Below are 26,497 nucleotides of genomic sequence, written 5' to 3' on the forward strand. Positions count from 1 at the left end.
TAACTCTCTTAACCTTAGCTAAGAGAGTTACTAACCTTTTATACTAATTCAAAGTATATATTATCTACTTTATTTTTACTACAATTTACTTTGCTAAAATCTTCTATATCCTCTAGTATATCTTCCTTAAGATTAACCTTCTTAAACTTGCTTCCTTTAATGCTAAAATGAACCTTCTTTTCTGAAGCTGTTCCATTGAAATATCTAAGAACTAACCCCTTTTTATTTTCAGCCTTCTTTAATACACTTAAAGTCACATTATCATTCTCTTCTTTTAATAGAGAATAATTATATGGAACTTCAAAGTCTACAGAATTTAGTTTCATAGCATTGTGAGGCATTTTATTGTAAGTATACACTGGAGTTAAGTACTCTTTTGCAACTCTTGATACCTTATCTTCCCTAGATACATATGGATATATTCCAAAGTCTAAGCTTACTTTTCCAAGCATTTGTGAGTCAGGAGTTTCTAATTTTATTCCTGATGGTCTTCCAGGTCTTCTATACATTTCTTCTTTACCAAGGAAGCCTACCCCTCTAAATAAAGTTATAGCTATTGTATCATAATCTTCTCCAATTATTTCATACTCTCTAGTACTATTAGTTAAGACAGCCATTCCTCTTTCTTCATTCTTTAAAGTTACAAATGAAAGCATTGGATAAATAGAATCTGGTCTTTCATCCCAGTTTTCCTCTTCCCATACATCCATAGCACTATCATATACATCTCTTTTTATAACACCAAATTGATTATCAGAGAATGAGAAATTAGATTTTATTCCAGTTGGAATGTATGCTCTTACTCTATGATCTTTTGCTCTATTATCTATATCCATCTTAACATTTAAATATGGGCTACAATTATCAACCTTAACAATTATTGATATATCCATAGAACCATCAATTTTCTTGTTCTTTCTGCTATCTAAATCCTTTGGTACATCTAAAGTATAGTTAATAGCTATCTCACTACTATTTTCATAAGTGCTTATATTATAGTTACACTTAACTAAATCACTCTTAACAATAAAATCATCCTCTAATGGTGAGAAATCATATTCATCTCCGTCATCTGCACCATCTTCTATTAAAAGTACATTTTCATATAATGTGTTTGTATCTTTATGTAGTATGTTTAATGACCCGTTTTCATTTACAGTTATATTAAAATACTTATTTTCAATCTTATCTGTTTTCTTGCCTTCTTCAGAGTTTATAACTCCTTCTGCTCCTTTAATTAAGTAAGTCTTATATCCCATTGAAGGAATAACATCCTTTAATTCAATAGTATATCTTACAAAAGGATCATAGTTTCCATAGTGAACAATTTGTCTATCAATTAACCCTGCATCAACTACTTCTTTATTTATAACTTGGAAATCATATTCTTCTCCATCATCACTAACAAGGTTGAAGTTTTTCATCTTTGTAATGATTTCACCTTTAACTACAGCTTCTCTTTCATATGGAAGAAGGTTAAATGCTGTTAATTTATCTAATGCTATCTCTTTGCTCATAGCATCAACTATAACTCTCATATAGAAATCTATTAATCTATCTACCTTTTCTTCAGCTAAGAAAAATCTATTCATTATCTCTTTATGAACCTTATCAGAACAACAACATCCTATAGAGTCATGAGCATGGTTTTTCATTATCTCTTTCCAAATAAGCTCAATTAACCCTGAATGATATTCAAAACCTAATGAATAAGCAAGTGAAGCTAAAGGTTCTAATATATTAGTTATTTTATTTTCTATCCTTGTATTACTAGCCTTAATATCCATTCTTGTTGAGAAGATACTTCTATGAACTCTCATATACTTTCCATCTAAGAATTCCCCTCTTAATGTTGGTAAATTCTTTTCTTTTTCTAGTTCTTCAAATACCTTTTCATATCTGCTTAAGAAGAAATCTCTTTCTGGATATAATTCCTTTAACTTTTCTAATATCTCAAATATATTCTTTTGTACAGGCATTTGATCATGACCATTTGGAAGTATGATATTTTCTGTTGTAGCTCCCTTATCAAGTACAGGGAAATACTTATCCATTCTCTTCTTAAGATCATCCATATTGCTTGGCAAATACTTTCCTATTGCATATCCTAATGGAAATAATTGAGTTAATACTTTAGAATCCCCTTCACCTTCCCAGTAAAATTCAGTTTTATCTGTTCCCATTCTTTCAGAGACACCTCTCCAGAATATAGAACGATTTATTCCAAATCCATTTAATATTTGTGGCATTTGAGAAGATTGTCCAAAAGAGTCTGGAAGATATCCTATCATCATAGCATCACCAAATTCTTCACAATCCTTTAATCCATATAGTAGATTTCTAGTTATAGATTCTCCACCTACAACCATTTCATCTGTTTGAGTATACCAAGGTCCTATTATTAATCTGCCTTCTTTAACTAATTTCTTTACTCTTTCTTTATTTTCTGGCTTTGCCGCGAAATAATCTTCTAATATAGCTGTTTGCCCATCCAATACATAATTAGGATAGCTAGGATTGTTCTCTAACATATCCATTATTTCTTCCATATTATTAACTAAAAGAATTCTTGACTCTTCCGTTGTAAAATACCATTCTCTATCCCAATGCATATGGGGCACAACATGAACTTTTTTACTCATTTATTACACCTCTTACTCCGATTTAACTTTATATTTTTCCATGATATAGCTTTGCGAGAGGAAATTCCTCTCGCAAAATATTATTTTAAAAGTCCTTGCTTTTTAAGTTTCATTTTTCTTGTTATTACTAATAATATTGCTGATATAATTGCTCCAAGTATTGCTGCTCCAAGCCATACAGTTATATTCATTAACATAGTTGAACCATCTTTAAGCATGAATATTGAGAATATACCTGCTCCTGGAACATCAAGTCCTATGTTAAACATTGCTACTAAAGCACCAGTTACTGCTGAACCTGCACATAATGAAGGAATTACTCTTAATGGGTCTTCTATCATAAATGGAATAGCACCTTCTGTAATACCTGCTAGTCCTAAAATCCAAGTTGACTTACCTATTTCTTGTTCTTCTTTATTGAAATACTTCTTAGCTAATAAAGTAGCAAAGGTTACACCAAATGCTGAAACCATTTTTACTGATGCGAAAGCTGCATATGGCATTATAATTCCATCAGTCATTGCACCTACACAGAATGTATAAGCTGCTTTATTAATAGGACCACCAAGGTCAAATGATACCATGATACCAAGTATTGCACCTAAAAGTGCTGCATTTGTTCCTCCCATAGATCCTAACCAATCAATTAATGTTTGGTTTAATGCTGCTACAGGTTTACCAACTACAAAGAACATAAGTGTTGAAACTAATAATGTACCAAATACAGGGTATACCCAGAAACTAACGAATCCTGCTAATGTACCTTTTGCTGGTATATACTTCTTAAATAATTTAATTGTATAACCTGCTAGGAAACCTCCAAGCATACCACCTAGGAATCCACCATTTATCATATTAGCTGCTATACCAGCTGCAAAACCTGGTGCTAAACCTGGCTTATCAGCAATTGAGTATGACATGTATGCAGATAATACAGGAACCATTATTGTTCCAAGTAAATTACCACCTAGCTTACGATACATCCAAATCCAAGAACCATCTGTTTCATATAATTCTTGTAACCCAAAACCTTGAGATACTAATACTGCGAAAGCTAGAATCATACCTCCTGCAACTATTAAAGGAATTATATGAGATATACCTGTAAGAATTGACTTCTTAGCCTCTTCTCTAAATGAAACTTTTTCTTCATCGTCAGAAGTTTCTACATATTCTCCTTTTCCTTTGTTTTCTGCTGCCTTAAGTGCTTTTTCTATAAGTCCCTTTGCATCCTTTAAAGGAGTAGCAACCTTAGCTCTTACTGTAGGTAAATGCGAATATCTTTCTTCATTTTTTACAGCTACATCTACTGCAAATATAGCAGCATCTGCATTTTTCAATTGTTCTTTTGTATGTCTATCTTCTATACCATTAGCTCCTTGTTTTTCAACATAAACAGCTACTCCCATTTCTTTACCTGCATTAACTAAAGCTTCTGCAGCCATATATGTATGAGCTATTCCAGCAGGACAAGCTGTTACAGCAACGATTGATTTTTTAAACTTACTTATATCTATATCTTCTTTTATAATTTCTTTATCTAAATTATTGTAAAGTTCTTTCTTGCTCTTTGAATTCTTAAGCAAATCTTTATAAGATGGATTTGCTATTCTTGTAGCAAGCTCTGCTAATAGTTGAATATGAGTTGAACCTGCCTCTTCAGTTGGTATAGCTAATAAGAATACTATTTCAACTTCATTATTCTCATCTATACTTTCCCATTCTTTCATAGGTTTATTTAGAATTGCTACTGCAAATGATGCTTCTTTAACAGAACTAGATTTTCCATGAGGAACAGCTAGGCCACCTTCAAAACCTGTAGGAGAAAGTTTTTCTCTTTCTAGTACATCCTTAAAAAATTCTTCTTTAGATGTAATCTTTCCCTCTTCATATAATTTTTCAACTAGGTGTTTAATAACATCCTCTTTTTTGTTTAAATCTAGACCAATTGAAATAAGTTTTTCATTTGTTAGACTTCTTAAATTCATTTTTTATTCCTCCCATTCATATTCAACAAATCCGATTTGCTTAACGTTTACAGTCTTATATTATCAAAAAAAAATAAGAAGATTTAATTCTTCTTATTTTTACACAAATATTTCTTTTTATTTAATACATTGTGTATTTATACACAATTATAATCTTTCCATAAAGCTTCATTTATGATCCTTATAATAAGCATTATTCCTATTCTATCTGGAGCATTATATTTATGTATCTCAACTCTAGGTGCCCAAAAGAAAATATTTATATCAGCAATATCCATAAGTGAATTCTTATTAAAATGAGTCATACTAACTATACTTGCATTTCTTTCTTTTGCAATTTTGCACACATCTAATATCTGTTTGCTTTCACCACTTACACTTATAGCAATAAACAAATCCTTATCATCACAATTTTCTGCTGCATACATCATATCGTGTCTATGATTAAAATACTCAGCTTTTATTCCAATGCATCTTATATTCTTTGCAAACATCTCACAAAAATATATTGAATCTCCTATTCCTACGAAGTATACATTTTTAGCTTCTTTTATTTGGCTTACTAATTTATCAATTATTTTATTATCTAAAATGTCTAAAGTTTTTTTAATTGTATCAGGAATTAATTCTAGATTTTTAAAAGTCTCTCCTTTTAATTCACCAGTCTTTCCTTCAAGTTCTGCACGTAATGAAAACTTTAAATCTGAAAAGCCTTTATAACCTAGCTTCTTAGATAATCTTACTATAGTATTAGGTACAGTAAATAAATCTTCAGCTACTTTCTGGACAGATTGATTTACAAATCTACTATAATCTTCTCGTATATAATCCACCACTTGGTCATCTGTATCTGTTAATCTCAACTCATTTAATAAAACTCTCTCCTCAAAGTTCATGTTCCCACTCCTACTTTTTTCTCTTGTTCACTACTTTGAGAATAGCATTTTTACTTAGCTTTCGCAAGGTTCATAGATATTTATCTCTGTCCTTATATTTTTTTATTTCAAAATATCATTGTAACTCTGAATTATAATATATGAGAAGAATATTTTGCTTATATTTTCTTTTTGAAGTCCTCTTAAAGAGAACTGTCTAAGCCAGCTTATTTACTGCATATTTATATATTTATATATTTATATATTTGTTTCTTTATATATTTTTATATTTAAACAAAACAATTATATGGAATTATAATCCATAACTCATTTATAATAAATTTATAAGGTGTGGTAGATATTTAAAAAGAAGAGTGGAGGTTCTCTTAAATGAAATGTTTAAAATGTAATTCAGATGAAATTAAAGTAGTAAAGGCTCCCCCAGTTCAAATGCAAAAGTGTATTATGCCTAAATTATTAAATCCTTATTATTTATATTTGCTGTAAGTGTGGTTACACTGAAATATGGATAAATTCTAAAGAAGAATTAAACTACTTGACGTAATTGAATAGATATTTATTTTTCTTGTTACGTCACAAGCTCCAAGTCACACCAAAATAAATATACATTTCCCTTCCTACTTAAGGTAAGAAAATTATAAAATTATTATCTTTGTCCTTATAATTTTTTTATTTTAAAATGTCGTCGTAACTCTAGATTGTAACCTATTAGAATTGCAATATATGATACACAAACAGAGATAAAATGTAATATAATATATATATTGTAAAAAACAACTTATTCAACGAAAGGGGAATAATTATTTGAAAAAGAAAATTGCATATATAATATTATTTATAATTTTAATTTGTGAACTTATTGCTTATAAATATCAATATTACTTTATAAACTCTTTTTATTACTTATTTATTAATTCAACTATATTCCTAATATTCTTAAAACTAATAAATAATAAAACCTTTACCAAAGTGGGTGTTATGTTAATAATATTAACGATTCTTTGTTCTGTAGCTCTGAATAATCCTACATATAATTACATTGTACAAAATGATAAGTTAAATTATTCACTAATTGTAACAGAAACTTCATCATTTAATGGTAAATTTCAGTATAGCTTTTTTGAAAAACATTTTCATTTTTTTAAAAAGCCTATACCAAAAGCTTATTTTGTGTCGTCATATAAAATTAATATAGATAAGGATATTCAGTGGTTAGATAAAAATACAATTCAAATTAAATCTGGTCAAGATTTAATTAATAATTTAACACTAAACTTAAACTAAAATTCTATGTTTATTTTCTAAAAATAAAAGGTTGAAGAAAACTTCAACCTTTTATTAGCTTTATGACCTTTAAACAACAACATATTTCATGTTGTTGTTTTATATGTGTTAGTCCCTTTATATATCCATATATTTATCATAAAACTCTTTATATACTCTATACTTGTGAGTGTTTTTAGTATGATCTAATGCTTTTGTTGAAAGCTCCTTCCAATCTAATGAATAGACATTTTTTAAATCCTTCACCTCATTCATTTCTTGGGCTAAATTGTCATTATCATATGGATATAAGAAAACCACATAATCTTTATCCCCTTTTATATATGAAACATTTCTATATAACTGATAATTAGAATAGAACTTGTCCTTATCATTAACTAATTCTTTTAAATGCATGCTTTCCCCTAACTGCTTCATATAAACATCAGTAAATTTGTGTTCATATTTTTCAGGTAGCTTATTAGTTTCTTTACTTTTGCTAATTTTTCCAAAGCCTTGCTCAGTATACTTAACTTCAAAATATATTTTTTCTCCAGTTATAAGCTCTATAAAGAAATCAAAGGTTGTCCCATCCTTTCCTTTTGGAGCTCCATATTCAAATTTTGAAAATATTATCTTTGTGTGATCTGGAATATTAATCTTTAAAGTATCTTTTAAAATATCAATTAGTAAATTATCTTTCATTATTGGCTCAAAAAAGTTTATACACATAATTTGAGATGAATTTAAGTGGTGTGAATGCATGTGATAATGTATATCCTTAGGTTGATTAACTCCTAAAAGAAAATTTAATGGTCTAAATCCACTTGGTAATATGTGTCCATATTCCTTATTTTGATAAAGCCCATTTTTTACACAACCTAAGGAGTTTAACTTGTACTCTTCTAAGTGATTTAATACTTTTTCTTTATAATCTTGATATCTCATAACATCCCCTCTTTCTTAAAGCATAATTCATTGCCTACTTATATCATAACACTTTTTGTAAACGAAATCATCACTGTTTAAATTTAAAATCCATGACTATTTAGCCATGGATTTTTTTATCTATTTATACATTGCTTCAACTACTTTAGAATTATACTTTTGTATGCTTTCATATATGAAGCCATTTACATTATTTATATCATCTTGAGTAGGATTATTTGCCTTGTCAGAAAGTTTATATTGATATTTTAATCTTAAAATTCTTCTAACACTTTCATCTATCCTATTTTCATCAATCTTTCCATCATTAACTCCTTGAACTACAGAATTATATACTTTTTGTTGATTTTCTATTGTATGGCAAACTAATAAAATATCTGCACCTGCCTCAACTGATTTTATTGCAGCTTCTCCTAAATCCCAGTTCTTACTTATAGCTTGCATTTCAAGATCATCAGTAATAATAACTCCTTTATAACCCATTTCATCACGTAACAAGTCTGTTAGTATCTTTTTAGACATAGTTGCTGGGTACTCTTTATCAATTTGTGGAAGCATAATATGTGCTGTCATTACCATGTCTACTCCATTATTTATGGCAGTTTGAAAAGGAACAAGTTCTGTACTTTTTAATCTATTTAAATCATGATTCAATGATGGTAGCCCTAAATGAGAATCCACCTCCGTATCTCCATGTCCCGGAAAATGTTTTACTGTTGGGATTACCCCTTCATTTTGTATTGCTTTTAGTTCATTAATACCAAACTCTGTTACCTTTTCCTTTGTTGAGCCATAAGATCTTACCCCTATAATTGGATTATTTTTATTAGTATTAATATCTAAAACAGTACCAAAATCCGTATTTATTCCTAATAGCTTTAATTTTTTAGCAGTACCAGCTCCTATTCCAGTTGCTAAACTTGAATCATTTGTATTTCCTAACTCTCCTTTAGAAGGTGTTCTCATTAACTCCTGAGGCAATTGTGACATACTTCCTCCTTCTTCATCAAACCCAATAAATAAAGGTATATCACTATTTTGTCTGTTAGCTTTTTTAATTGAATTTACATACTTAACATTATTATCTAAACTACTTCCCCAAAAGTTTCTATGACCATATAAAATAATGCCTCCTGCATGTTGATCTTCAAATAAATTTACTACTTTATCATCTACATTCGTCCCATTAACTCCGTAGAACATCATTTGTCCTACTTTCTCTTCTAATGTCATTGTACTTATTTTATCTTCTACTTTTTTGTTAATACTTTCATTTTTCCCTGTTAAAATAGTAGCCGAACTAGCTGTAACTCCACCAATCATTGTAAGAGTAAGAGCTGCTGAAATTAATAATTTTCTCATAAATCTTCCCCCTAATCTTTATTTAATTAGTTTTTATTATCATTTTTTATTATTCCCCTCCTCCACTTTTAATTATAGATTTTAATTATCTCAATATAATCACATTAATAACTTTAAATATAACTATTTAGTTACAATTAAAGAGATAAATAAAAAAACAAGGTTATATACCTAACCTTGTTTCTTACTATTTTATATTTTTAAAACGCTAATATCTGATATAAAATCATTACTTTGCATAAAGAATGACATTAAGCAAGCACCATTAGCACATGTTTCCTTAACTAAATTTATATTATATTTTGAAATTCCACCAATAGCATAAACAGGTACATCTACCCCTCTACAAATATTCTCTAAAAAGGCTAGTCCCCTTGGTTCTAAGTCCTTTTTGCAGTCTGTTTGAAATATATGACCTGCTGTAAGATAAGTTGCTCCAAGGGTTATTGCTCTTTCACCTTCCTCTAGTGAATGAATAGATACTCCTACCTTTTCAAAATTCTTAACTTCATTGTGGTGTTTTTCTAACATTGGAAGGGATAGATGAATCTTGTTATGATTTAACCTTTTAGCTACACCTACAAAATTATGAAGAACACACTCCTTATTGTACTTTTCACATATTCTAAGTACATTCTTAGCTAAAACATAATATTCCTCTTCACTAAGATCCTTTTCCCTTAAAATAATTGAATCCACCTCTGATTTTGCCAAAGTTTCAATTTGTTCTAAAAAATCAATATGACATAACTTCCTATTGGTAACAGCAATTATCTTAAACATATAAATAATCACTCATTACAGGCTGTAGACCTTTTTCAACTATTGCAGTATAAACCTCATCTACAGTACGTCCATCTGATATTTCAAATTGTTCATCCCCCTTATTTTCTCCTGTGTGGCCTCCAATTCCAACATCAACTCCAGCAGAAATCTTAGTTGCTGCAATATCTATAATATTATCTCTAAACCTTGCACACTCCCTACTTGAAATTGTTATATTTGCTGAAGGAATAAGCAATCTATAGGCAGTTATTATTTGTAATAATTGAGGCTCATGTACATCCTTAGGGTTAATTTTATCGTTATTAATTATTGGACGTAACCTTGGACATGAAAAAGCAATTTCAGCATGAGGATACTTTCTTTGAAGCATATATGCATGCATTCCTGTTGCAAAGGCATCCTTTCTAAAATCTTCTAGCCCTAAAAGTGCTGCAAAACCTACTCCCCTTATTCCACCCATTATTGCACGTTCTTGTGCATTGAATCTATAAGGGAATATTCTCTTATGACCTTCTAAATGTAAGGTTTCATACTTATCAGAATTATAAGTTTCTTGGAATACAGTAACAAAATCTGCACCACATTCATGAAGATAAGCATAATCCTCAGAGTTCATTGGATAAACCTCTAGCCCTATTACCTTAAAGTACTTACGTGCTATATTACAAGCCTCTCCTATATATTTAACATCAGACATTCTTGGACTTTCACCAGTTAAAATTAGGATTTCTTCAAGTCCTGTATCTGCAATTATTTTCATTTCATTTTCTATTTCTTCTGCATTTAATTTAGCACGATGAATCTTATTGTAACAGTTGAAGCCACAATAAATACAGTAATTCTCACAATAATTAGATATATAAAGAGGAGTAAACATATATATTGAATTTCCAAAGTGCTTCTTTGTTTCTATCTGTGCTTTTCTTGCCATTTCCTCTAAAAATGGAAAGGCAGCTGGAGATAGTAATGCCTTAAAATCATCTAAATTAATGCTATCCTTATTTAAAGCTCTTTTTACATCCCCTTCAGTATACGAATTATAGTCATAAGAATTCATTTCGGATATTACTTTATTAAAAATATCATGTTCTATTATTTCCATTCCAGGGGTATATTCCATATGATTTGTTCTTTCTCTCATGTTAATCCCCTCCTACTTTTCCAAAAATCCTGTTAATGGAGATGAAGCAGAAGCCCCCTTATGTAAAACACGTCCAAGGCCTGCTATGTATGCTTCACGCCCTGCTTCAATTGCTTTCTTAAAACTTTGTGCCATTAATGGTATGTTTCCTGAAGTTGCTATTGCAGTATTAGCCATAATTGCATCTACCCCTAATTCCATAGCCTCACAAGCTTGAGAAGGTGAACCTATTCCAGCATCAACTATAATAGGTAAATCTATTTCTTCTACTAAAATTTTAATAAATTCCTTTGTACATAATCCCTTGTTTGACCCAATTGGTGCTGCAAGTGGCATTATTGCTGATGCTCCAGCATTCACTAAATCCCTTGCTACATTTAAATCTGGATACATGTAAGGCATAACTACAAATCCTTCTTTAGCTAAAATCTCTGTAGCCTTTATTGTTTCATAATTATCTGGAAGCAGGTATCTACTATCTCTTATAACTTCAATTTTCACAAAATCTCCACAACCTAGTTCCCTTGCAAGTCTTGCTATTCTTACTGCTTCTTCAGCATTTCTTGCTCCTGATGTATTAGGTAATAAAGTTACTCCCTTAGGAATGTAATCTAAAATATTATCTTTTCCACCACCATTAACACGTCTTAAGGCAAGAGTTATTATTTCTGCACCAGCATTTTCAACAGCTGCTTTAATTAAATCAAGAGAGTATTTTCCTGAGCCTAAAATAAATCTTGAATTAAACTCATGTCCACCTATAATTAATTTATCATCTCTATTTTCCATTTAACTTACACATCCTTTTCCTCTAAAATTAATCTTAAAATCATATTAGCCTGATGGCCTGCACATATACCTACACGTGGCGCCATTAAGCCTCTACCAATCCTTGCTGATGTTTCTCCATCTCCACAAAGATAAAAATCATTAGTTATTTTTCTTGTTTTTATTGTGTTACTACTTTCAAATCCAGCCATTCCAGAGGATGCAACAATCTTTTTCTCTGGGAAATATTGTAAAACACCATTGACTAACAAAGCTTTTCCTTCTGGATTATCAAAGGCCTCACATACTATATCATCATCCTTAAAAAGACTTTCTAAATTTTCTTCTGTTACCTTAACCCTGTCTGTTATTACCTCCACAAAAGGGTTTATTTCTGATATTTCCTTCTTTAAAGCCTCTGTTTTAAACATTCCTAAATGAGATATTTTATACTGTTGTCTATTTAAATTGCTTGGCTCAACTATATCAAAATCAATTAAATGTAAGGTTCCAACCCCAGTTCTAGCTAAACTTATTGCTATGCTAGACCCTAAACCACCAAGTCCTGCAACTGCTACCCTAGCTCTCTTTACTTTTTCATGAACCTTTGGAGTATGTCTTGCACAAAGCATATGTTCAAAAACTTCTTTTGAAGGAAGCTTTCCCTTTTCAATAAATGTTACTTCACTATTTTCATGTAATTCTACATCATCATTTGTGGCAAAGCCCTCAATTATGGTTACAATATTCTCTTTGTCTTCAAAGTACTCTCTTTTTAGTTCATAAAGAGTTTTACAATTAGTATCTATAGCTTGTCCATTTAATACTATTTTCATCTTTAGCCCCCTCCTACAAAGGTTACAACTTCTAAGGTATCATTCTCTTTTAAAATAATACTCTGATAATCCTTTTTTCTTGCTATTTCTCCATTTAATTCAACAGCAATTCTAGTAATTTCATATCCTTCATTAGATAGGAATTCACTTAAAGTCTTACCTTCACATCCATTAATAAGTTCACCATTTACCTTAATCATCTTATCCCTCCTTTTTTTAAACTAAAAAAAGGTATCACGAAGGAATGACACCCTTGGTGGTGTCCCCCTTCGTGATACCTTGATCACTCTGTTAATATAATAACACACTTTGCATTCTATGTAAATATATCCATTATTTGATTATGTAGTTACTTTCTTCTATTGCTTTTACAGTATGATGCTTTTCAAAGTAATCTATTATAAGCTCACTCATCTCTTTTGTAATTTCCTTTACTACTTCTGCCCCTTCATAAGATGGGTAAATTGAAGTATTAGTTGCACGATAGTTATTCATAACCACTGTATAATATTTATCTAACTCTATTTCTTTTCCATCTTTCTTTATAGAAACAACTCTATCATAGAAATCCCTTGATAAATCTATTTCATAAGTTATTCCCCCAAAAGTATCATAGTTATAATTTTGCACCTTTGGAACTAAGAACTCTTCATTTATTTCTACCTTACCATCATTAAGAACAAAGTAAGTAGCGCTCTTTTCCATTGCTTCCTTAAACTTATCTCCTCTTACCTTAAGAACCATCATTGTGTTAGGGTAAGGATAGTTAATTAGTACATCTCTAATGGAAACATTTTTTTTAAATCCAATGGCAGTATCAAATAGTGATAAAACAGAGAAATCAGCACCTGATTCTTCTAACTGTACTTGATGTAAGAAGTTTATAAAAGGATGCCCTTTTAATCTTCCTTCAAATATATCATCCATTAAAATGTCCTTATCAAACTCTCCAATTTCCTTATCTAAGTACTCTTGAAGTTCTCCTTCTACCTCTGTAAAAAGACTTTCTAAATCTGGATTAATATCATCAGTTAACTTACTAACATCCACTAATTCAAAAGTAGCTTCTTTTGTTTCTGTATCAAAAATTATCTTAGTAAAGTTTTGACCATTATTTAAAGGTTGAGTACAAACTACCCCTTTGATTTTAGTAGCGAAGGATCTATGTTGATGTCCACTTAAAATCATATTTATAGAGTCATAAGTTTCTAATAACTCACTTCCTTGATTTTCTTTATTTAACTTCTCAGTAGGAGTCATATTCTCATCTAAACTTTTTTCAAATCCGCCATGATAACAAACAATAATATAATCTGCTTTTTCTTTTAGCTCTTTTTCATATTTTCCATATACCTCAACAGGATTTAAGAATTTAATTCCCTTAATGTTTTTTTCTTGCTCCCAGTTTGGTATAAATGAGGTTGTAAGACCTATACATCCTATTTTAAATCCATTAAAATCAAATATTTTATATGGTTTTGACTTAAATGCTAACCCTTCAATATTAGCATTAATAACTTTTTCTGAAATAGGAGTATAAGCTTTAGTTAAATAATCTAATCCATAGTTAAATTCATGATTACCAAGTACATAGGCATCATAACCTATTTTTTCTAAGCATTGAACTATAGGATTCACCTCAGGATTCTTCTTTGATAAATAATGAGTTAGAGAAGAACCTTGAACTAAATCTCCGCAATCTATAGTTAATGAAGCATCATAATTTTTCTTATCCTTTAATATATAGCTTCCTATTTTAAGTATTCCTAATTGCTTTTCTGTTACATAATTAGTCGGATAAACAAATCCATGTAAATCGCTTGTTTGATATATAGCAATCTTCATAAAAACCTCCTATTTACAAAAGGACTGTATCTCTATTGATACAGCCCTAAATTATTCTATTCCCAGATTGATTTTAAAGTAGTCTTAAATCCTTCTAATGTCTTAGTTACATCTGCATTGCTTGGATTAGCTAATACAGTTTCCATTACTGTACCTGCTTCACGGTATGCAGCATCTGCACCTGAAACAACTGGATTAGTGTAAAGATTCTTAGTTGCATCTGAAAGTATTGGAGCTATTAAGCTTCCTGACTTTTTGTACTCTTCTGAATCAATAGCACTTTGTCTTACTGGCATGTATCCAGTTTCAGAAGCCCAAGTAATTTGGTTTTCTTTAGTTGTTAAGAACTTTAAGAACATGTATGCTGCAGTCTTTTGTTCAGCTGTAGCACTTGAGAACACATATAAATCTGTTCCTTGTTGTAATGAAGCACTTGTTGGGTATGGAGCAGCTGCTACTTCAAACTTATCACCAACACCTTGTTTAACAAAGTTTTCACCAGCATTTGAACCAACGTACATAGCTACAGTTCCATTACCAAATGGTCCTGATAAATAGTTGTCTGTTCCTGCAATTCTGAAGTAACCTTCCTTAACTCCTTCTAAGTAGTAGTTAAGAGCCTTAGCTGATGCTTCACTTGTTACATCAAAGCTTGAATCGAAAGTTTTTCCTTCAGTCTTTAAGAAAGTTGTATAGTAAGTGTTTAATGAATCAAATCCAGCACCAGCTATACCCTTCTTTTCTTTTATAGTCTTAGCAACTTGAACTAATTCGTCATAAGTAGTTGGAGCCTTTAATCCTAGTTCATCAAGTAAAGTCTTGTTGTACCATAAAACTTCTGTAGACTTGTTGAAAGGCATTCCATAGATCTTTCCATCTATTTTAGCTGCTTCTCTGAAACTTGGTAATATATCTTCATAGTTATCAAACTTTAAAGTTTCATTTTCAATATATGGAGTTAAATCTGTAACTAAGTTATCCTTTATTGGATTGAACATCCAGTCAGGATATGCTTGAGTCATTGTTGGTAAATCCTTAGGACTTGCAACTGTTGCTGTTATCTTTTGTTGTAAATCCTTATAGCTTGATTGGTTTTGTAAAGTTACCTTTATGTTTGGATTTTCTGCCATAAACTTTTCAGTTAAGCTTGTAAGAGATTTTTCTAAATCTCCATTCATGGCATGCCAGAAAGTAATTTCTACTGGCTCTTTAATTTCAGTTACGATATCTGCGCTTGATGTGTCATTTCCTTTTGATCCACATCCAACCATAGCAGCAGACATAAATACTAGACCTAAAGCTAATAATCTTTTAAATTTCATGCTCTTCCCTCCGCATAGTTATATTGTTTGTTTTTTCTCTGGTAATAGTCTATCGCCATTTTCATTATAAAGTTTCTCTGGACGATATGAATGTATAGGCACTAAAAGCTTAGGCTTAATTAAGTTAATTATCTTAATCAAGTCATTTGGATGAGCATGACCACTACAAGAAGTTCTGACAAATTCAATTTTGTGTGATTCAAGATTGTCTATGAACTTTTCATAAGCTGGATCAAAATCACCTAATGGAACAGCATTCGAGTGAATATAAATTCCACCTTCCTTAAGTTTATCTATATGTTCTAAGGCAAGAGTATCTAATTGCCAGAAGAAATCACCTTGGTCATTTAAAAGGGTCTCAAAATCAATTTTATAAACTGCATCTAATCCATAATCTTTATCATCTAATTGATAGTAATATGATTGATATCCTGTTGCTTCTTTAACTACATAAGAATAATAAGCATCTAAAACAACCTTTCTTGGATTAGTTTCTATTATCTTTTTAATTCTTTCAATATTAGAAATATAATAATTAAAAGTTATTTGTTTATCTGGATTGTTCTTAACAATTTCATTAATCTTATCTAATAATTCTGGCTCATTAGATATTTCTTTATCACTTACATCTTCATCAAACTCTTGGAATGATACTGAAACACCTTCAATTAAAAGAACATCACAGCCTTCGCTTTCCTTACAGAAGTTTAATGTATCATTTTCTCTATATCCATGTAATCTAATATCACCAGTGTAAGATATAACTAAATCAGGAGTTTTTATAAGTAAGCCACAAGCTCCATAAGCATCATGGTCAACAGGCATTACCTTTACTTCAATTTCTCCAACTTTTATTACTTCATTTTCCTTAACACCAATTATGCCTCTTGTATTCTTTCCTTCTTTAACATGAAGTGGGAATAAGAAATCATCCTTAATATTTAAAGTGTTTAATAAAGACTTTGTTCCTTCTAATGTATATAAAGGAATTGAAGGATTTAAATAGTTAACTATCTTTGAATGGTCTAAGTGAACATGTGATAGGAATACCGCTGTATTCTTAAAACTATCTTCCTTTGATTCATATCCCTTTAAAGGAATTCTTGGGTCATACATATTGTTTAAATAAGGAACTAATCCTTCATCTAATAATCCTTGTAAGTCTGTTGGTTGCACTGGTGCCTTTGGGTTATATTCACTACCAAAGTCAAAGAAGATATGACTATCTTCATATGCAATTTCTATAATTGTTCCACCTATAGTTAAAATACCATTGTGGAAAGTAATCTTAGTTTTCTTATCCTTTAACGCCACTCTTAACAACTCCTCTAATTATCTGCTTTCTAAATACTAAATATAAAATTAGTATTGGAACTATAGCTATAGTTGAAGCAGCCATTTGTAATTGAACATTTGTACCACTTTCAGTAGCAAATGCACTTAATCCGTTACTTAATAATCTCATTTCCTTACTATTTGTAACTAGTATTGGCCATAGGAATGAATTCCACCCATTAATGAAGCTTAATATTCCCATTGTGAATAAAGCTGGCTTACCTAATGGAACTAAAATTCTTCTTATGAACTCTAAATCTCCACATCCATCTACCTTTGCTGCCTTATAATAAGATATTGGAATACTAGTTAAATACTCTTTTAGATAGAATATATAAAATACACTTGCAAGTGATGGAACTATTAAAGCTGTGTATGTATTTAATAATCCAAATTGTGCAATTGTTTGATAATTTGTAAATACTGTAACTTCATATGGAACCATTAATAATGCTGCCATAACTAAAACTAAAAGATTCTTAAATCTAAATTCTAACTTTACTAAAGCAAAAGCTGCTAAAACTGAAGTTAAAACTGTACCTATTGTTGATATTCCTGAAACTAAAATTGTATTAAAGAAATATCTAACAAATGGTGCTTGCTTCATTGCTTCTGAAAAATTGCTCCAGTTGAACTTTTCAGGAATCAATGTTGGCGGTATACTTGTTGCCTCTTGATATGTCATGAAACTTGCTAGAATCATATATACAAAAGGAAATAACGTAATTAATGCCATTATAAGAATGAATGTTTTTGACAAAACTGAATTAAACTTTTTCATCTCTTCACCTACTTAGATATTCTTTTTAATATACGATTTTGAATTAATGTAAACAATAGAATTAGTATAAATAAGATAACTGCTGCTGCCATACCTTGACCATATCTATTTTCTACATAGAACTTATTAAAGATATAGAATACTGCTGTAGTTGCACTATCTGCTATACCTGCTTTTCCGTTGAATATAGAGAATACCTGTGCATATACCTTAAATGCATTAATGAAGTTAACCATTAATAAGAATGTAATAATTGGTATCATTTGAGGTAAAGTTATTCTGAAAAATTGTTGTCTCTTAGTTGCTCCAAACATATCTGCAACCTTGTAATAACTATCATCAATATTTCTTAAACCTGAAAGAAGTATTATTATATTAAATGCAAGTCCTGACCATATACCAAATATAATTAACGTAATCATACTCATAGATGGATCATCTAAGAAATTAAATGGTCCTACATTAAATAATCCTAATATATAGTTAACAAATCCATACTCTCCATTTAATAAAAATCTAAATACAATACCAACTGCTATAATACTTGTTAAGTAAGGTATAAAGAAAATTGTTTCAAACACATCTTTACGCTTAATCTTTTCATATATTGTAACTGCAATAAACATTGAAATAATTAATCCAACAGGTACAACAACAAAGGCATAAAGGGATGTATTACCTATTGCTGTATGGAATTTTGGATCTGATAATACTACTTCAAAGTTCTTAAATCCATTAAACTCTAAGCTATTTAATGTACCTTTTTGAAAGGCCATTATAAATGTTCTAATTAATGGGAATACGCTAAATACTCCTATTATTATTAAGGCAGGAAGTAAGAAAAACCATGCCTGTGGTGAATTCTCCGCTCTATACTTTAACTTTCTCATTTTAATACACTCTAACTCCATTCTCTTGGAATATGTATATACTATTGTAGTCAATTTCAAATCCTAACTCGTCTCCTTCTGATACATTACGAGTAATATCAGTAATTGACTTAGCATGTATACCATTAGCATTGAAATTTACTATACAATCTTTTCCTATTAATTCTATTGATTCAACCTTAGCCTTAAATAATGGATTTTCACTTAATTCAAAGTACTCTGGTCTAATCCCTACAAAGTACTTACTTTCATTTAATTCACCCTTGAATCTATCTTTATTTAGTAAACTTAAATCAATTGTAAAATCTTTTGCTTTAAGGGCATTCCCTTCCTTCTCCATTTCGAAGATATTTATAATTGGGTTACCCATAAACTTTGCAACAAAAAGATTTGATGGTTCTAGGTAAAGATTTTGAGGAACATCAAATTGTTGTACTATACCTTCATTCATTAACACTATTCTGTCACTTATTGATAAAGCTTCTTCTTGGTCATGTGTAACGAATACAGTTGTTATACCAATTTCCTTTACAAGTCTTCTAATTTCTTCTCTAATCTTTAATCTTAATCTTGCATCTAAATTACTTAATGGTTCATCTAGTAAAAGAATCTTAGGATTTTGAACTAGTGCTCTTGTAATTGCAACTCTTTGTTGTTGTCCACCAGACATTTCCCCTGGTTTTTTATTAGCAAGCTCTTCTATACTTGTTACCTTCATATATTTTCTTGCTATTTCCTCAGCCTCTTTTTTAGGCATCTTTTTATTTCCAACTGTAAGAGGGAACATAACATTTTCTAAGACAGTCATATGTGGATATAATGCATAGTTTTGGAATACTAAGCCTATATTTCTATCCTTAGGATGCTTATCAATAACTGATTCCTTGTCAAACTTGATATCTCCATCTGTTGGATCTAATAATCCAGCTAATAAATTAAGGATTGTAGTTTTCCCACAACCACTTGGTCCTAATAAACAAATAAGTTCACCGTCGTTAATTTCGAGATTAATGCTTTTTAAAGCTTCATAACCGTTGTTATAAACTTTTTTTAGATTTTCAATCTGTATCATGTTTCACCTCTAGTAATTTTTAGTTTTCTTTAAGTCTTCCTAGTATGCTTGTAAAATATCATAAAAACTTGTTACCGATTTGTAACAGTTCTACTCATAATATACTAAATTCATCATACTTTTACAAGATTATATCTGTTATTTTAACATTTTATAATTATTATTTAACTAATTAATAACCTTAATACACTTTTTCCGACAAATGCCCACTTCTTTTAATAAATTTATAATTCTTTAATAATTTTAAGTAGCACATATAGATGTTATTTACCAAATAATACTTGTCTGTATACCACATATTGATTAATTAGTATACACTAATCAATCACCTCTCCCAACTTTTATACTTTTTTATAACCTTTAGTATATGAAGTTAATTTTTTTTAATTCAAAAATAAAAAGAAACTAAAATCAAACTTAATATTAGTTTCTTCAAAAAAATAATATATTCATATTTTTTATATTCTCATTACTTTCTAACAGAACTTTTCACATCTATCTCCCACTTGTTTAACCCTTTTCTCAATTAAATTTTTGGGTCTTAACCTCAACAACTGTATATCATCACTTTCATTTATTTCGTTTAATATCTCCATAACTAATGATAAATATCTGTTTTTAGGATTTTCTTCCCTTCTTCTTTCAACTATAGATATAAGGCTTGACCACAATACATATTCTGCCCCTTCATAGGTTGTTTTATATTTTGAATCAATTGTTTCTAATAAATGTCTTGCATCTACCTTTCTTCTTACTCTTAATACAGTATGAATAGTTGAACAATTTATCCAAATAAGTCCTCTACTATCTGTTTTACCATAATTTATTGCATTAGTAATCTTCTTAACAGTAGTTTTATCTAAATCCTTTGCTCTTTCAGGCATCTTATAGTTTATACCTCTTATATCAGAACTAAATACAATCACACTCTTATTATTCATAATATACCATCTTATTATAAATGCTTGTTAGTTCTGCCATTACCTCTTCAGTACCATTCTCTTTACATACATCAGGATGAATCTCTTTTACTATTACCTTATACAATTTCATACATATTACCCCCTCATTAATATATATGAAATAATCTTAACTATTTTTCATACAAACCCCACACAAAAAAAGAAACTGCAAAAATCTAATATAATTGCTATGATGAACTATTCTCATTTGATCTGTTTCATAATAATGTGCTTTATGTTCATATGCAACTATTTCCACCCTTATACAAACCCTTTTCTATTATTCTTATATTTTACCACACTTTATAAAAAAGCTAGAAAACGCCAAGTTGTATCAACTAGTATATAGGTATACACAATAAATATATAATATATCTACAATGCTATTTAGTGCATGATCTTGAATAATTGATGTTTGAAACTCCTCCATTTTTAAAGTACTTACTAATAATCTAATTTCTCTAAAAGAATTCTTAATTTCATTTTGTGATGTAATCCAAATTATCTTTATGTTCTTTTCTTTTAAAAGTTTATTTATTTGCTTAATATGTCGTGTTGTTCCAGAAAATGATATAATTACTGCAATATCATCCTCACTCATACTTTCTATTGCAAGTATCTGGCTTTTTAAAGTTGGAAATGAATAAGCAGTCTTATTTAACCTTGTAAATTTTTCGCTGAAATTTTTAGCAACAATATTAGAAAAAGAGCTACCAAAGACATAAATCCCCTTAGCTTCTTCAATCCAGTGAACAGCTTTAATCAGCTTCTTTTCATCAATAAGTTCTTTTGTTTCTACAAATGACTTATTAAGTGCCTTAAAATACCCATTCAATATAGAATTACTATTCCTATTTTCTTTACCACTTTTAACACTTCTATTGCTTATCTCATCCTGAAGAAACTCATTATAAACAATAACATCCTCTTTTAACTCCTTAAAGCTTGAATTATTAACCCTTTTGCAAAACCTTGTTATTGTAGAAGGTGAGGTGTTACATGCTTTTGCAATATCAAATATAGTCATGTTAGGTATTATTTCATGGTTATGTAAAATGTACTGTGCTATATAGCTATCTGTAGAAGAATACTCTGTTATTTCTTCTACACATCTTTTTAAGTTAGAAAAAAATGAATACATACCTTCCTCCATTTATCTATCTATAACTATTAAATATATATTATAATACAAAAATATAGGATAGCATAAACTACCCTATATCTTTATGTAATTATTCAATACCTAAATATTCTCTCATTTCAGTTTTATAAACAGAAGCTTTATTACCATAAATAATTTGTACACCTTGAGCAACCTTAACTATTCCATTAGCAGATAATTCGTTTTTGAAATACTCATCTTTTTCTATTACCGAGGTGTCTTTTAGTGTTAAGCGTAATCTAGTAAAACATGCTTCTACTTTTAAAATATTATCTTTGCCACCAACAGCTTCTACTATTCTAGGAATTAAATCTCCTGTATTACTTTCACTTACTGCATTTTCTTCTACATCTACAACTTCTCTTCCAGGGGTTTTTAAATTGAATTTAATAATTACAAATTTGAATACATAATAGTAAACTGCAAAATAGACTATTCCAAGTATAGGTAACCAATACCAGTTAGATCCCTTATCAGCATTTAATATTCCATTGAATATCCATGATAATAATGGTCCTCCAAAGGCTGATGGTCCTGCTACATTAAATTGAACTATATATGTTAATACATAAGCTATTCCTGACAATAAAGCATGAACTCCAAATAGCATAGGTGCTACGAAAAGGAAACTATACTCTAGTGGTTCAGTAATTCCCATAAGTGCACAAGGTATAACTGCTGCTATCATAAGAGATGCTACTTTCTTTCTATTTTCCTTCTTTGCAGTCTTATATATTGCAAGTGCCGCACCTGTTAAACCAAACATAGCAAATAATACTTTACCATTCATTACATATCTACTTATATTAATATCAAACATAGCACCAGGAGTATTTAATATTGCATTATATATATTTACAGCTCCCTCTACTGTTTGACCTCCAATTTCCATTACACCACCAAGAGATGTAAAGAAGAATGGAAGATATATAAAGTGATGTAACCCAAAAGGCAATAACATACGCTCTGCAAATCCGTATACAAATGCTCCAAACACACCTGTTGAATTAATAAATTCAGAAGATAGCTCTAAAGCATTTTGTATAGGAGGAAATATAAACGATAACCCAATACCTACAAAACTAGAAACTATAATTGTAATTGCAGGTATAAAACGTGTTCCATTAAAGATACCTAATACTGGAGGTAATTGTATCTTATAATACTTATTATGAAGATAACTTACTATAAGACCAATTATAATACCACCAAATACACCAGTATCTAAAGTAGTTACACCTAAAATTGCTTTTTGCCCAGTTATTAAATTGCTTGTATCTATAACACCTCTAGCAATTAAAAAACTTCCCATTATTGTATTCATTGTCATATATCCTAAGAAACCTGATAATGCTGCTGTAGCTTTTTCAGACTTAGCATATCCATACGCAATACATATAGCAAAAATAATTGAAATATTATTATTTACAACGTTACCTGCATCCTTCATTAATTGGAATATAAGAGAAAAGAAACTATTCCCTAAAAAAGGTGCAACTTCAACTAAGCTAGCATTTGTAAATGCACTACCAACACCAACAAGAATACCTGAAATAGGTAAAAGTAAAACAGGTGCCATTAGAACTTTACCCAGTTTTTGAAATGAGCTAAATATTTTTTTCTTATCCATGAAAATCCCCCTTATCTTTCGTTCTTTATTTTAATGTTGGCCAATAATCACCGTTTGCCTCAATTAAGTCATCTAAAATTTTTCTTGCAACTGTTGTAGATGGTACTGTTTTGTTTATAGCTATAGCTTGTAATGCTTTATCATAAGAATTTTCAAAATAAGCATCTACAGCTAATTTTTCTGAAGCTAATTGATTTTCCATCATTCCTTTATGGAAGGTTGGTATTGCAGGAATTGACACTGGCTCTGGCCCCCATGAACGTATATATGCTGGTACTTCTACCATTGCATCTGCTGGCATATTAGGGATAGCTCCATTATTTTCTACAATTACTAAGAAACGTTCTCCCTTATTGTATGCAATAGATGAAGCTGCATCAACTATAAAATCGCCAAATACTGTAAACTCTTGTAATGGACTCTTGTAGCTTTCTGGTGACTCTAAATATTTCTTGTGTTCTGCAAACATTTCTTGTTCACGTCCTTCTATAACCATATCTGCTCTTGTACGATTTATATCCATTTTGGCTACCATTTCTGATGAATATAAATAGTATTGAAGATAGCTGTTTGGTAAGAAGTCAGGATAATCCTTAACTATCTCTGCATATTGCTTCCATGTTTTTTGCCAATCCTTATCTTTATGATGCTTATCACTGCAAGCCGTCATACCAGAAGTTAATATCATTTCTCTTAATTCTGGTAAACGATCCTTTCCTTCTTTATCATATAAAGCTGTGAACCACCCAAAGTGATTTAATCCAAAATAACATGGATCTAGTGATTGCCAGCTATCTAAGCCTAACATCTTAGAGTAAGATAACAGAATTGCTGTTGGCATATCACATATATTTAGTATTCTTTCATTATTGAACTCTCTTCTTGTAGCCTCTGCAACAACTGCTGCTGGGTTTGAATAATTCAAAATCCAACAATTTGGAGAATACTTCTTTGCCATCTTTATGATATGAATTATAGCTGGAATTGAACGCATTCCATAAGAAATTGATCCTCCAGGACCACAAGTCTCTTGTCCAACTACTCCATATTTTAATGGAATCTTTTCATCTGAACTTCTTAACTTTAATCCACCTTGACGAATTTGAGCAAATACAAAATCTATATCTGTATAAGCCTCTTCTTCATTTGTTGTAACTACAACCTCAAGACCTGGATAAGTCTCATTAATGAATTGCTTCATGATATCATATACTAAATGTAATCTCTTTTCATCGATATCAAATAAAGCTAATTTTCTTAAAGGAAATTCATCCTTCTTTTGTAATAAACTTTGAATTATTCCTGGTGTGTGTGTGCTTCCTGCACCTACTATAACTACTGCATTTTTCTTCATATCCATACCTCTTTTCTGTAAATGTTTTCTTTGGATGTCTATAATATATCACCTTACAGAAAAAAGATTTAAAAATTTCATTTTATGAAATTTTTCTATAATCTTTATACTTTCCTAGACATTAAAAAAGAGATTGTATAAACAACCTCTTTTTATTGACTATTATAATATATATATTTTTTTATTCTGGTACTATCATAACTACACATTTAGCTCCTTTTACTACATGTGATGTTGTTGATCCTATCATTCTTATTAATGCACTCTTAGTTGACTTAGTCATTATTATTACATTTGTTTTATCTTCTTTTGCTTTCTTTAATATTTCATCTCCTGCATATCCAAAGGTAAAGTATGTTGATATGGAATATCCCTGCATTCTTTCAGCTGCTTTATCAAGTATTTGTTGTCCAATTTCCTGAGCATCCTTAAGCTCTTCAGCTACTGCCATACCATTAATAAAAACTAACTCTTTAACATTCATTAGGGTAATGTGAACTGAATCCTTAGGAAATATACCTTTAATAAAATCTAGAGAATGCATACTCCTTTCAGTTCCATCAACAGGTATTAAAACTCTCTTCATTTCCATAAATATCTCTCCCTTCAAAATATTATCTGTTTAAATATATAATTCTATATTGCTATAGAAAATTCCTTTTAGAATTTGAACTTTGCATAAAAAAGGTGGAGTGGATATTTATTTTGTTTGTTCCGTCGCTACGCTCCAAGTCACATGGAAACAAATATCCACCCCACGCGTACTAAATGTAAGGAAATTAAAAAAGCTACCCCTAATTTCTTAGAAGTAGCTTTATTACCTTTAAATATAAATTATTTCTATACCAGAGAAACTAACATTTCCAACTAAAGTTAATATATTTTCTCCATTACCTATTCCTTTATTCTTTTCATCTATTCCACCTAAAGATACATTTGCATTGCTAACAACAGTCCATGTTTTAGGCACATATAATTCTACACCAGCAAAGTTAACATCTAACCTTACAATGGCTTTTCCACCATTTAGCTTTGCATTATCAAAATATACTGTACTACCACCAAAATTACATTTTAGATCTACTTGTTCTAATGAGTCAGAATTTACATATTTAGTACTGCCAGAAAATAAAGTTTCCAACTTAATATGACTATCATCTTCTACATCAATAACATTACAATCATAATCATAGTTTCTACCATACCATTTCTTTTTCTTAGGGAATATAATTGATAGCCCTATACTTCCTAATGTTGCAGCAATTAATACTGTCCATGGAGTAATTGCAGTAATTCCAAGCTGATCATCAAAAAGTATTCCTATAAATGCTAATGGAAATAGAATGCCTGCAAAATTCATCTTAAATACACTTTTTATAATAATTGCAACTAAAAATACTGTAGCAACTAAACTAAACAAATTAACGCCTGCAAAATATCCAAGCTTACTAACAACTAAGACTATTCCAGCTATTACAAGAAATAGACCCCAAAAAACTCTTTCCTTTTTCATT

General features: G+C 30.1%; 23 protein-coding genes. 1 reads left to right on the forward strand and 22 read right to left on the reverse strand.

Annotated elements, in window-relative coordinates; genetic code table 11:
* Window positions 1–38: 38 nt before the first annotated feature.
* The 3 genes from mngB to I4V16_RS01615 all read right to left on the reverse strand — a co-directional run bounded on the left by mngB (window position 39) and on the right by I4V16_RS01615 (window position 5,526).
* Complete coding sequence (gene mngB, locus I4V16_RS01605; protein WP_055183786.1) at window positions 39–2,642, reverse strand: mannosylglycerate hydrolase; 2,604 nt, start codon at window positions 2,640–2,642, stop codon at window positions 39–41.
* Window positions 2,643–2,722: 80 nt separating this feature from the next.
* Window positions 2,723–4,630, reverse strand: coding sequence for a PTS 2-O-a-mannosyl-D-glycerate transporter subunit IIABC (gene mngA / locus I4V16_RS01610; RefSeq protein ID WP_027097967.1), 1,908 nt, complete (start codon window positions 4,628–4,630; stop codon window positions 2,723–2,725).
* A gap of 137 nt (window positions 4,631–4,767) precedes the next feature.
* Window positions 4,768–5,526, reverse strand: a complete 759-nt coding sequence (locus I4V16_RS01615) for a MurR/RpiR family transcriptional regulator (RefSeq protein WP_027097968.1) — start codon at window positions 5,524–5,526, stop codon at window positions 4,768–4,770.
* Window positions 5,527–6,330: 804 nt separating this feature from the next.
* Between I4V16_RS01615 and I4V16_RS01620 the strand changes: the two genes are divergently transcribed.
* A complete protein-coding gene (locus I4V16_RS01620) occupies window positions 6,331–6,810 on the forward strand; it encodes a hypothetical protein (RefSeq protein WP_027097971.1) in 480 nt (159 codons plus the stop codon).
* A gap of 117 nt (window positions 6,811–6,927) precedes the next feature.
* Here I4V16_RS01620 and I4V16_RS01625 read toward each other — a convergent pair whose 3' ends face one another.
* The 19 genes from I4V16_RS01625 to I4V16_RS01715 form a co-directional block, all read right to left on the reverse strand.
* Entirely contained in the window at window positions 6,928–7,737 is an 810-nt protein-coding gene (locus tag I4V16_RS01625; RefSeq protein WP_055183784.1) for a hypothetical protein, read from the reverse strand.
* Window positions 7,738–7,857: 120 nt separating this feature from the next.
* Entirely contained in the window at window positions 7,858–9,099 is a 1,242-nt protein-coding gene (locus tag I4V16_RS01630; protein WP_195271181.1) for a glycoside hydrolase family 3 protein, read from the reverse strand.
* A 192-nt stretch (window positions 9,100–9,291) separates the two neighbouring features.
* The gene (locus tag I4V16_RS01635; protein WP_195966387.1) at window positions 9,292–9,882 is read right to left on the reverse strand and encodes a thiamine phosphate synthase; all 591 of its coding nucleotides are present in this window, start codon (window positions 9,880–9,882) and stop codon (window positions 9,292–9,294) included.
* Window positions 9,875–11,026 carry a 2-iminoacetate synthase ThiH gene (gene thiH, locus I4V16_RS01640; RefSeq protein WP_195966389.1) on the reverse strand — a complete coding sequence of 384 codons (1,152 nt, stop codon included), beginning with the start codon at window positions 11,024–11,026 and terminating at the stop codon, window positions 9,875–9,877. The genes I4V16_RS01635 and thiH overlap by 8 nt, the downstream gene beginning before the upstream one ends.
* A gap of 12 nt (window positions 11,027–11,038) precedes the next feature.
* Entirely contained in the window at window positions 11,039–11,815 is a 777-nt protein-coding gene (locus tag I4V16_RS01645) for a thiazole synthase (RefSeq protein ID WP_195966391.1), read from the reverse strand.
* 5 nt (window positions 11,816–11,820) lie between these two features.
* Window positions 11,821–12,630 (reverse strand): thiamine biosynthesis protein ThiF, encoded by an 810-nt coding sequence (gene thiF, locus I4V16_RS01650; protein ID WP_195966393.1) that lies wholly within the window; start codon window positions 12,628–12,630, stop codon window positions 11,821–11,823.
* A gap of 2 nt (window positions 12,631–12,632) precedes the next feature.
* Window positions 12,633–12,830 (reverse strand): sulfur carrier protein ThiS, encoded by a 198-nt coding sequence (thiS, locus tag I4V16_RS01655; RefSeq protein WP_195572747.1) that lies wholly within the window; start codon window positions 12,828–12,830, stop codon window positions 12,633–12,635.
* 133 nt (window positions 12,831–12,963) lie between these two features.
* Window positions 12,964–14,475 carry a bifunctional UDP-sugar hydrolase/5'-nucleotidase gene (locus I4V16_RS01660; protein ID WP_195966395.1) on the reverse strand — a complete coding sequence of 504 codons (1,512 nt, stop codon included), beginning with the start codon at window positions 14,473–14,475 and terminating at the stop codon, window positions 12,964–12,966.
* Between the two features lie 56 nt (window positions 14,476–14,531).
* Entirely contained in the window at window positions 14,532–15,797 is a 1,266-nt protein-coding gene (locus I4V16_RS01665) for an ABC transporter substrate-binding protein (protein WP_027097978.1), read from the reverse strand.
* Window positions 15,798–15,815: 18 nt separating this feature from the next.
* The gene (locus I4V16_RS01670) at window positions 15,816–17,111 is read right to left on the reverse strand and encodes an MBL fold metallo-hydrolase (protein WP_055254291.1); all 1,296 of its coding nucleotides are present in this window, start codon (window positions 17,109–17,111) and stop codon (window positions 15,816–15,818) included.
* On the reverse strand, window positions 17,095–17,913 hold the full coding sequence (locus I4V16_RS01675; protein WP_027097980.1) for a carbohydrate ABC transporter permease: 819 nt from the start codon (window positions 17,911–17,913) through the stop codon (window positions 17,095–17,097). Before I4V16_RS01675 ends, I4V16_RS01670 begins: the two co-directional genes overlap by 17 nt.
* Before the next feature lie 8 nt (window positions 17,914–17,921).
* Complete coding sequence (locus I4V16_RS01680; RefSeq protein WP_027097981.1) at window positions 17,922–18,803, reverse strand: sugar ABC transporter permease; 882 nt, start codon at window positions 18,801–18,803, stop codon at window positions 17,922–17,924.
* A gap of 1 nt (window position 18,804) precedes the next feature.
* Complete coding sequence (locus tag I4V16_RS01685; RefSeq protein WP_027097982.1) at window positions 18,805–19,875, reverse strand: ABC transporter ATP-binding protein; 1,071 nt, start codon at window positions 19,873–19,875, stop codon at window positions 18,805–18,807.
* A gap of 476 nt (window positions 19,876–20,351) precedes the next feature.
* Complete coding sequence (locus tag I4V16_RS01690; RefSeq protein WP_055183776.1) at window positions 20,352–20,816, reverse strand: hypothetical protein; 465 nt, start codon at window positions 20,814–20,816, stop codon at window positions 20,352–20,354.
* A gap of 355 nt (window positions 20,817–21,171) precedes the next feature.
* Window positions 21,172–21,978, reverse strand: a complete 807-nt coding sequence (locus I4V16_RS01695; RefSeq protein WP_055254294.1) for a MurR/RpiR family transcriptional regulator — start codon at window positions 21,976–21,978, stop codon at window positions 21,172–21,174.
* A gap of 91 nt (window positions 21,979–22,069) precedes the next feature.
* Window positions 22,070–23,629 carry a PTS transporter subunit EIIC gene (locus tag I4V16_RS01700; protein ID WP_027097985.1) on the reverse strand — a complete coding sequence of 520 codons (1,560 nt, stop codon included), beginning with the start codon at window positions 23,627–23,629 and terminating at the stop codon, window positions 22,070–22,072.
* A 25-nt stretch (window positions 23,630–23,654) separates the two neighbouring features.
* Complete coding sequence (locus tag I4V16_RS01705) at window positions 23,655–24,983, reverse strand: 6-phospho-alpha-glucosidase (RefSeq protein ID WP_027097986.1); 1,329 nt, start codon at window positions 24,981–24,983, stop codon at window positions 23,655–23,657.
* Window positions 24,984–25,164: 181 nt separating this feature from the next.
* Window positions 25,165–25,575: a universal stress protein gene (locus I4V16_RS01710; RefSeq protein WP_027097987.1), complete on the reverse strand. Its 411-nt coding sequence runs from the start codon at window positions 25,573–25,575 to the stop codon at window positions 25,165–25,167.
* Between the two features lie 231 nt (window positions 25,576–25,806).
* A complete protein-coding gene (locus I4V16_RS01715; protein ID WP_027097988.1) occupies window positions 25,807–26,496 on the reverse strand; it encodes a membrane protein in 690 nt (229 codons plus the stop codon).
* Window position 26,497 lies beyond the last annotated feature (1 nt).

The sequence above is a fragment of the Clostridium sp. 1001283B150210_160208_E6 genome, from assembly GCF_015669365.1.
Taxonomy (GTDB): domain Bacteria; phylum Bacillota; class Clostridia; order Clostridiales; family Clostridiaceae; genus Clostridium; species Clostridium paraputrificum.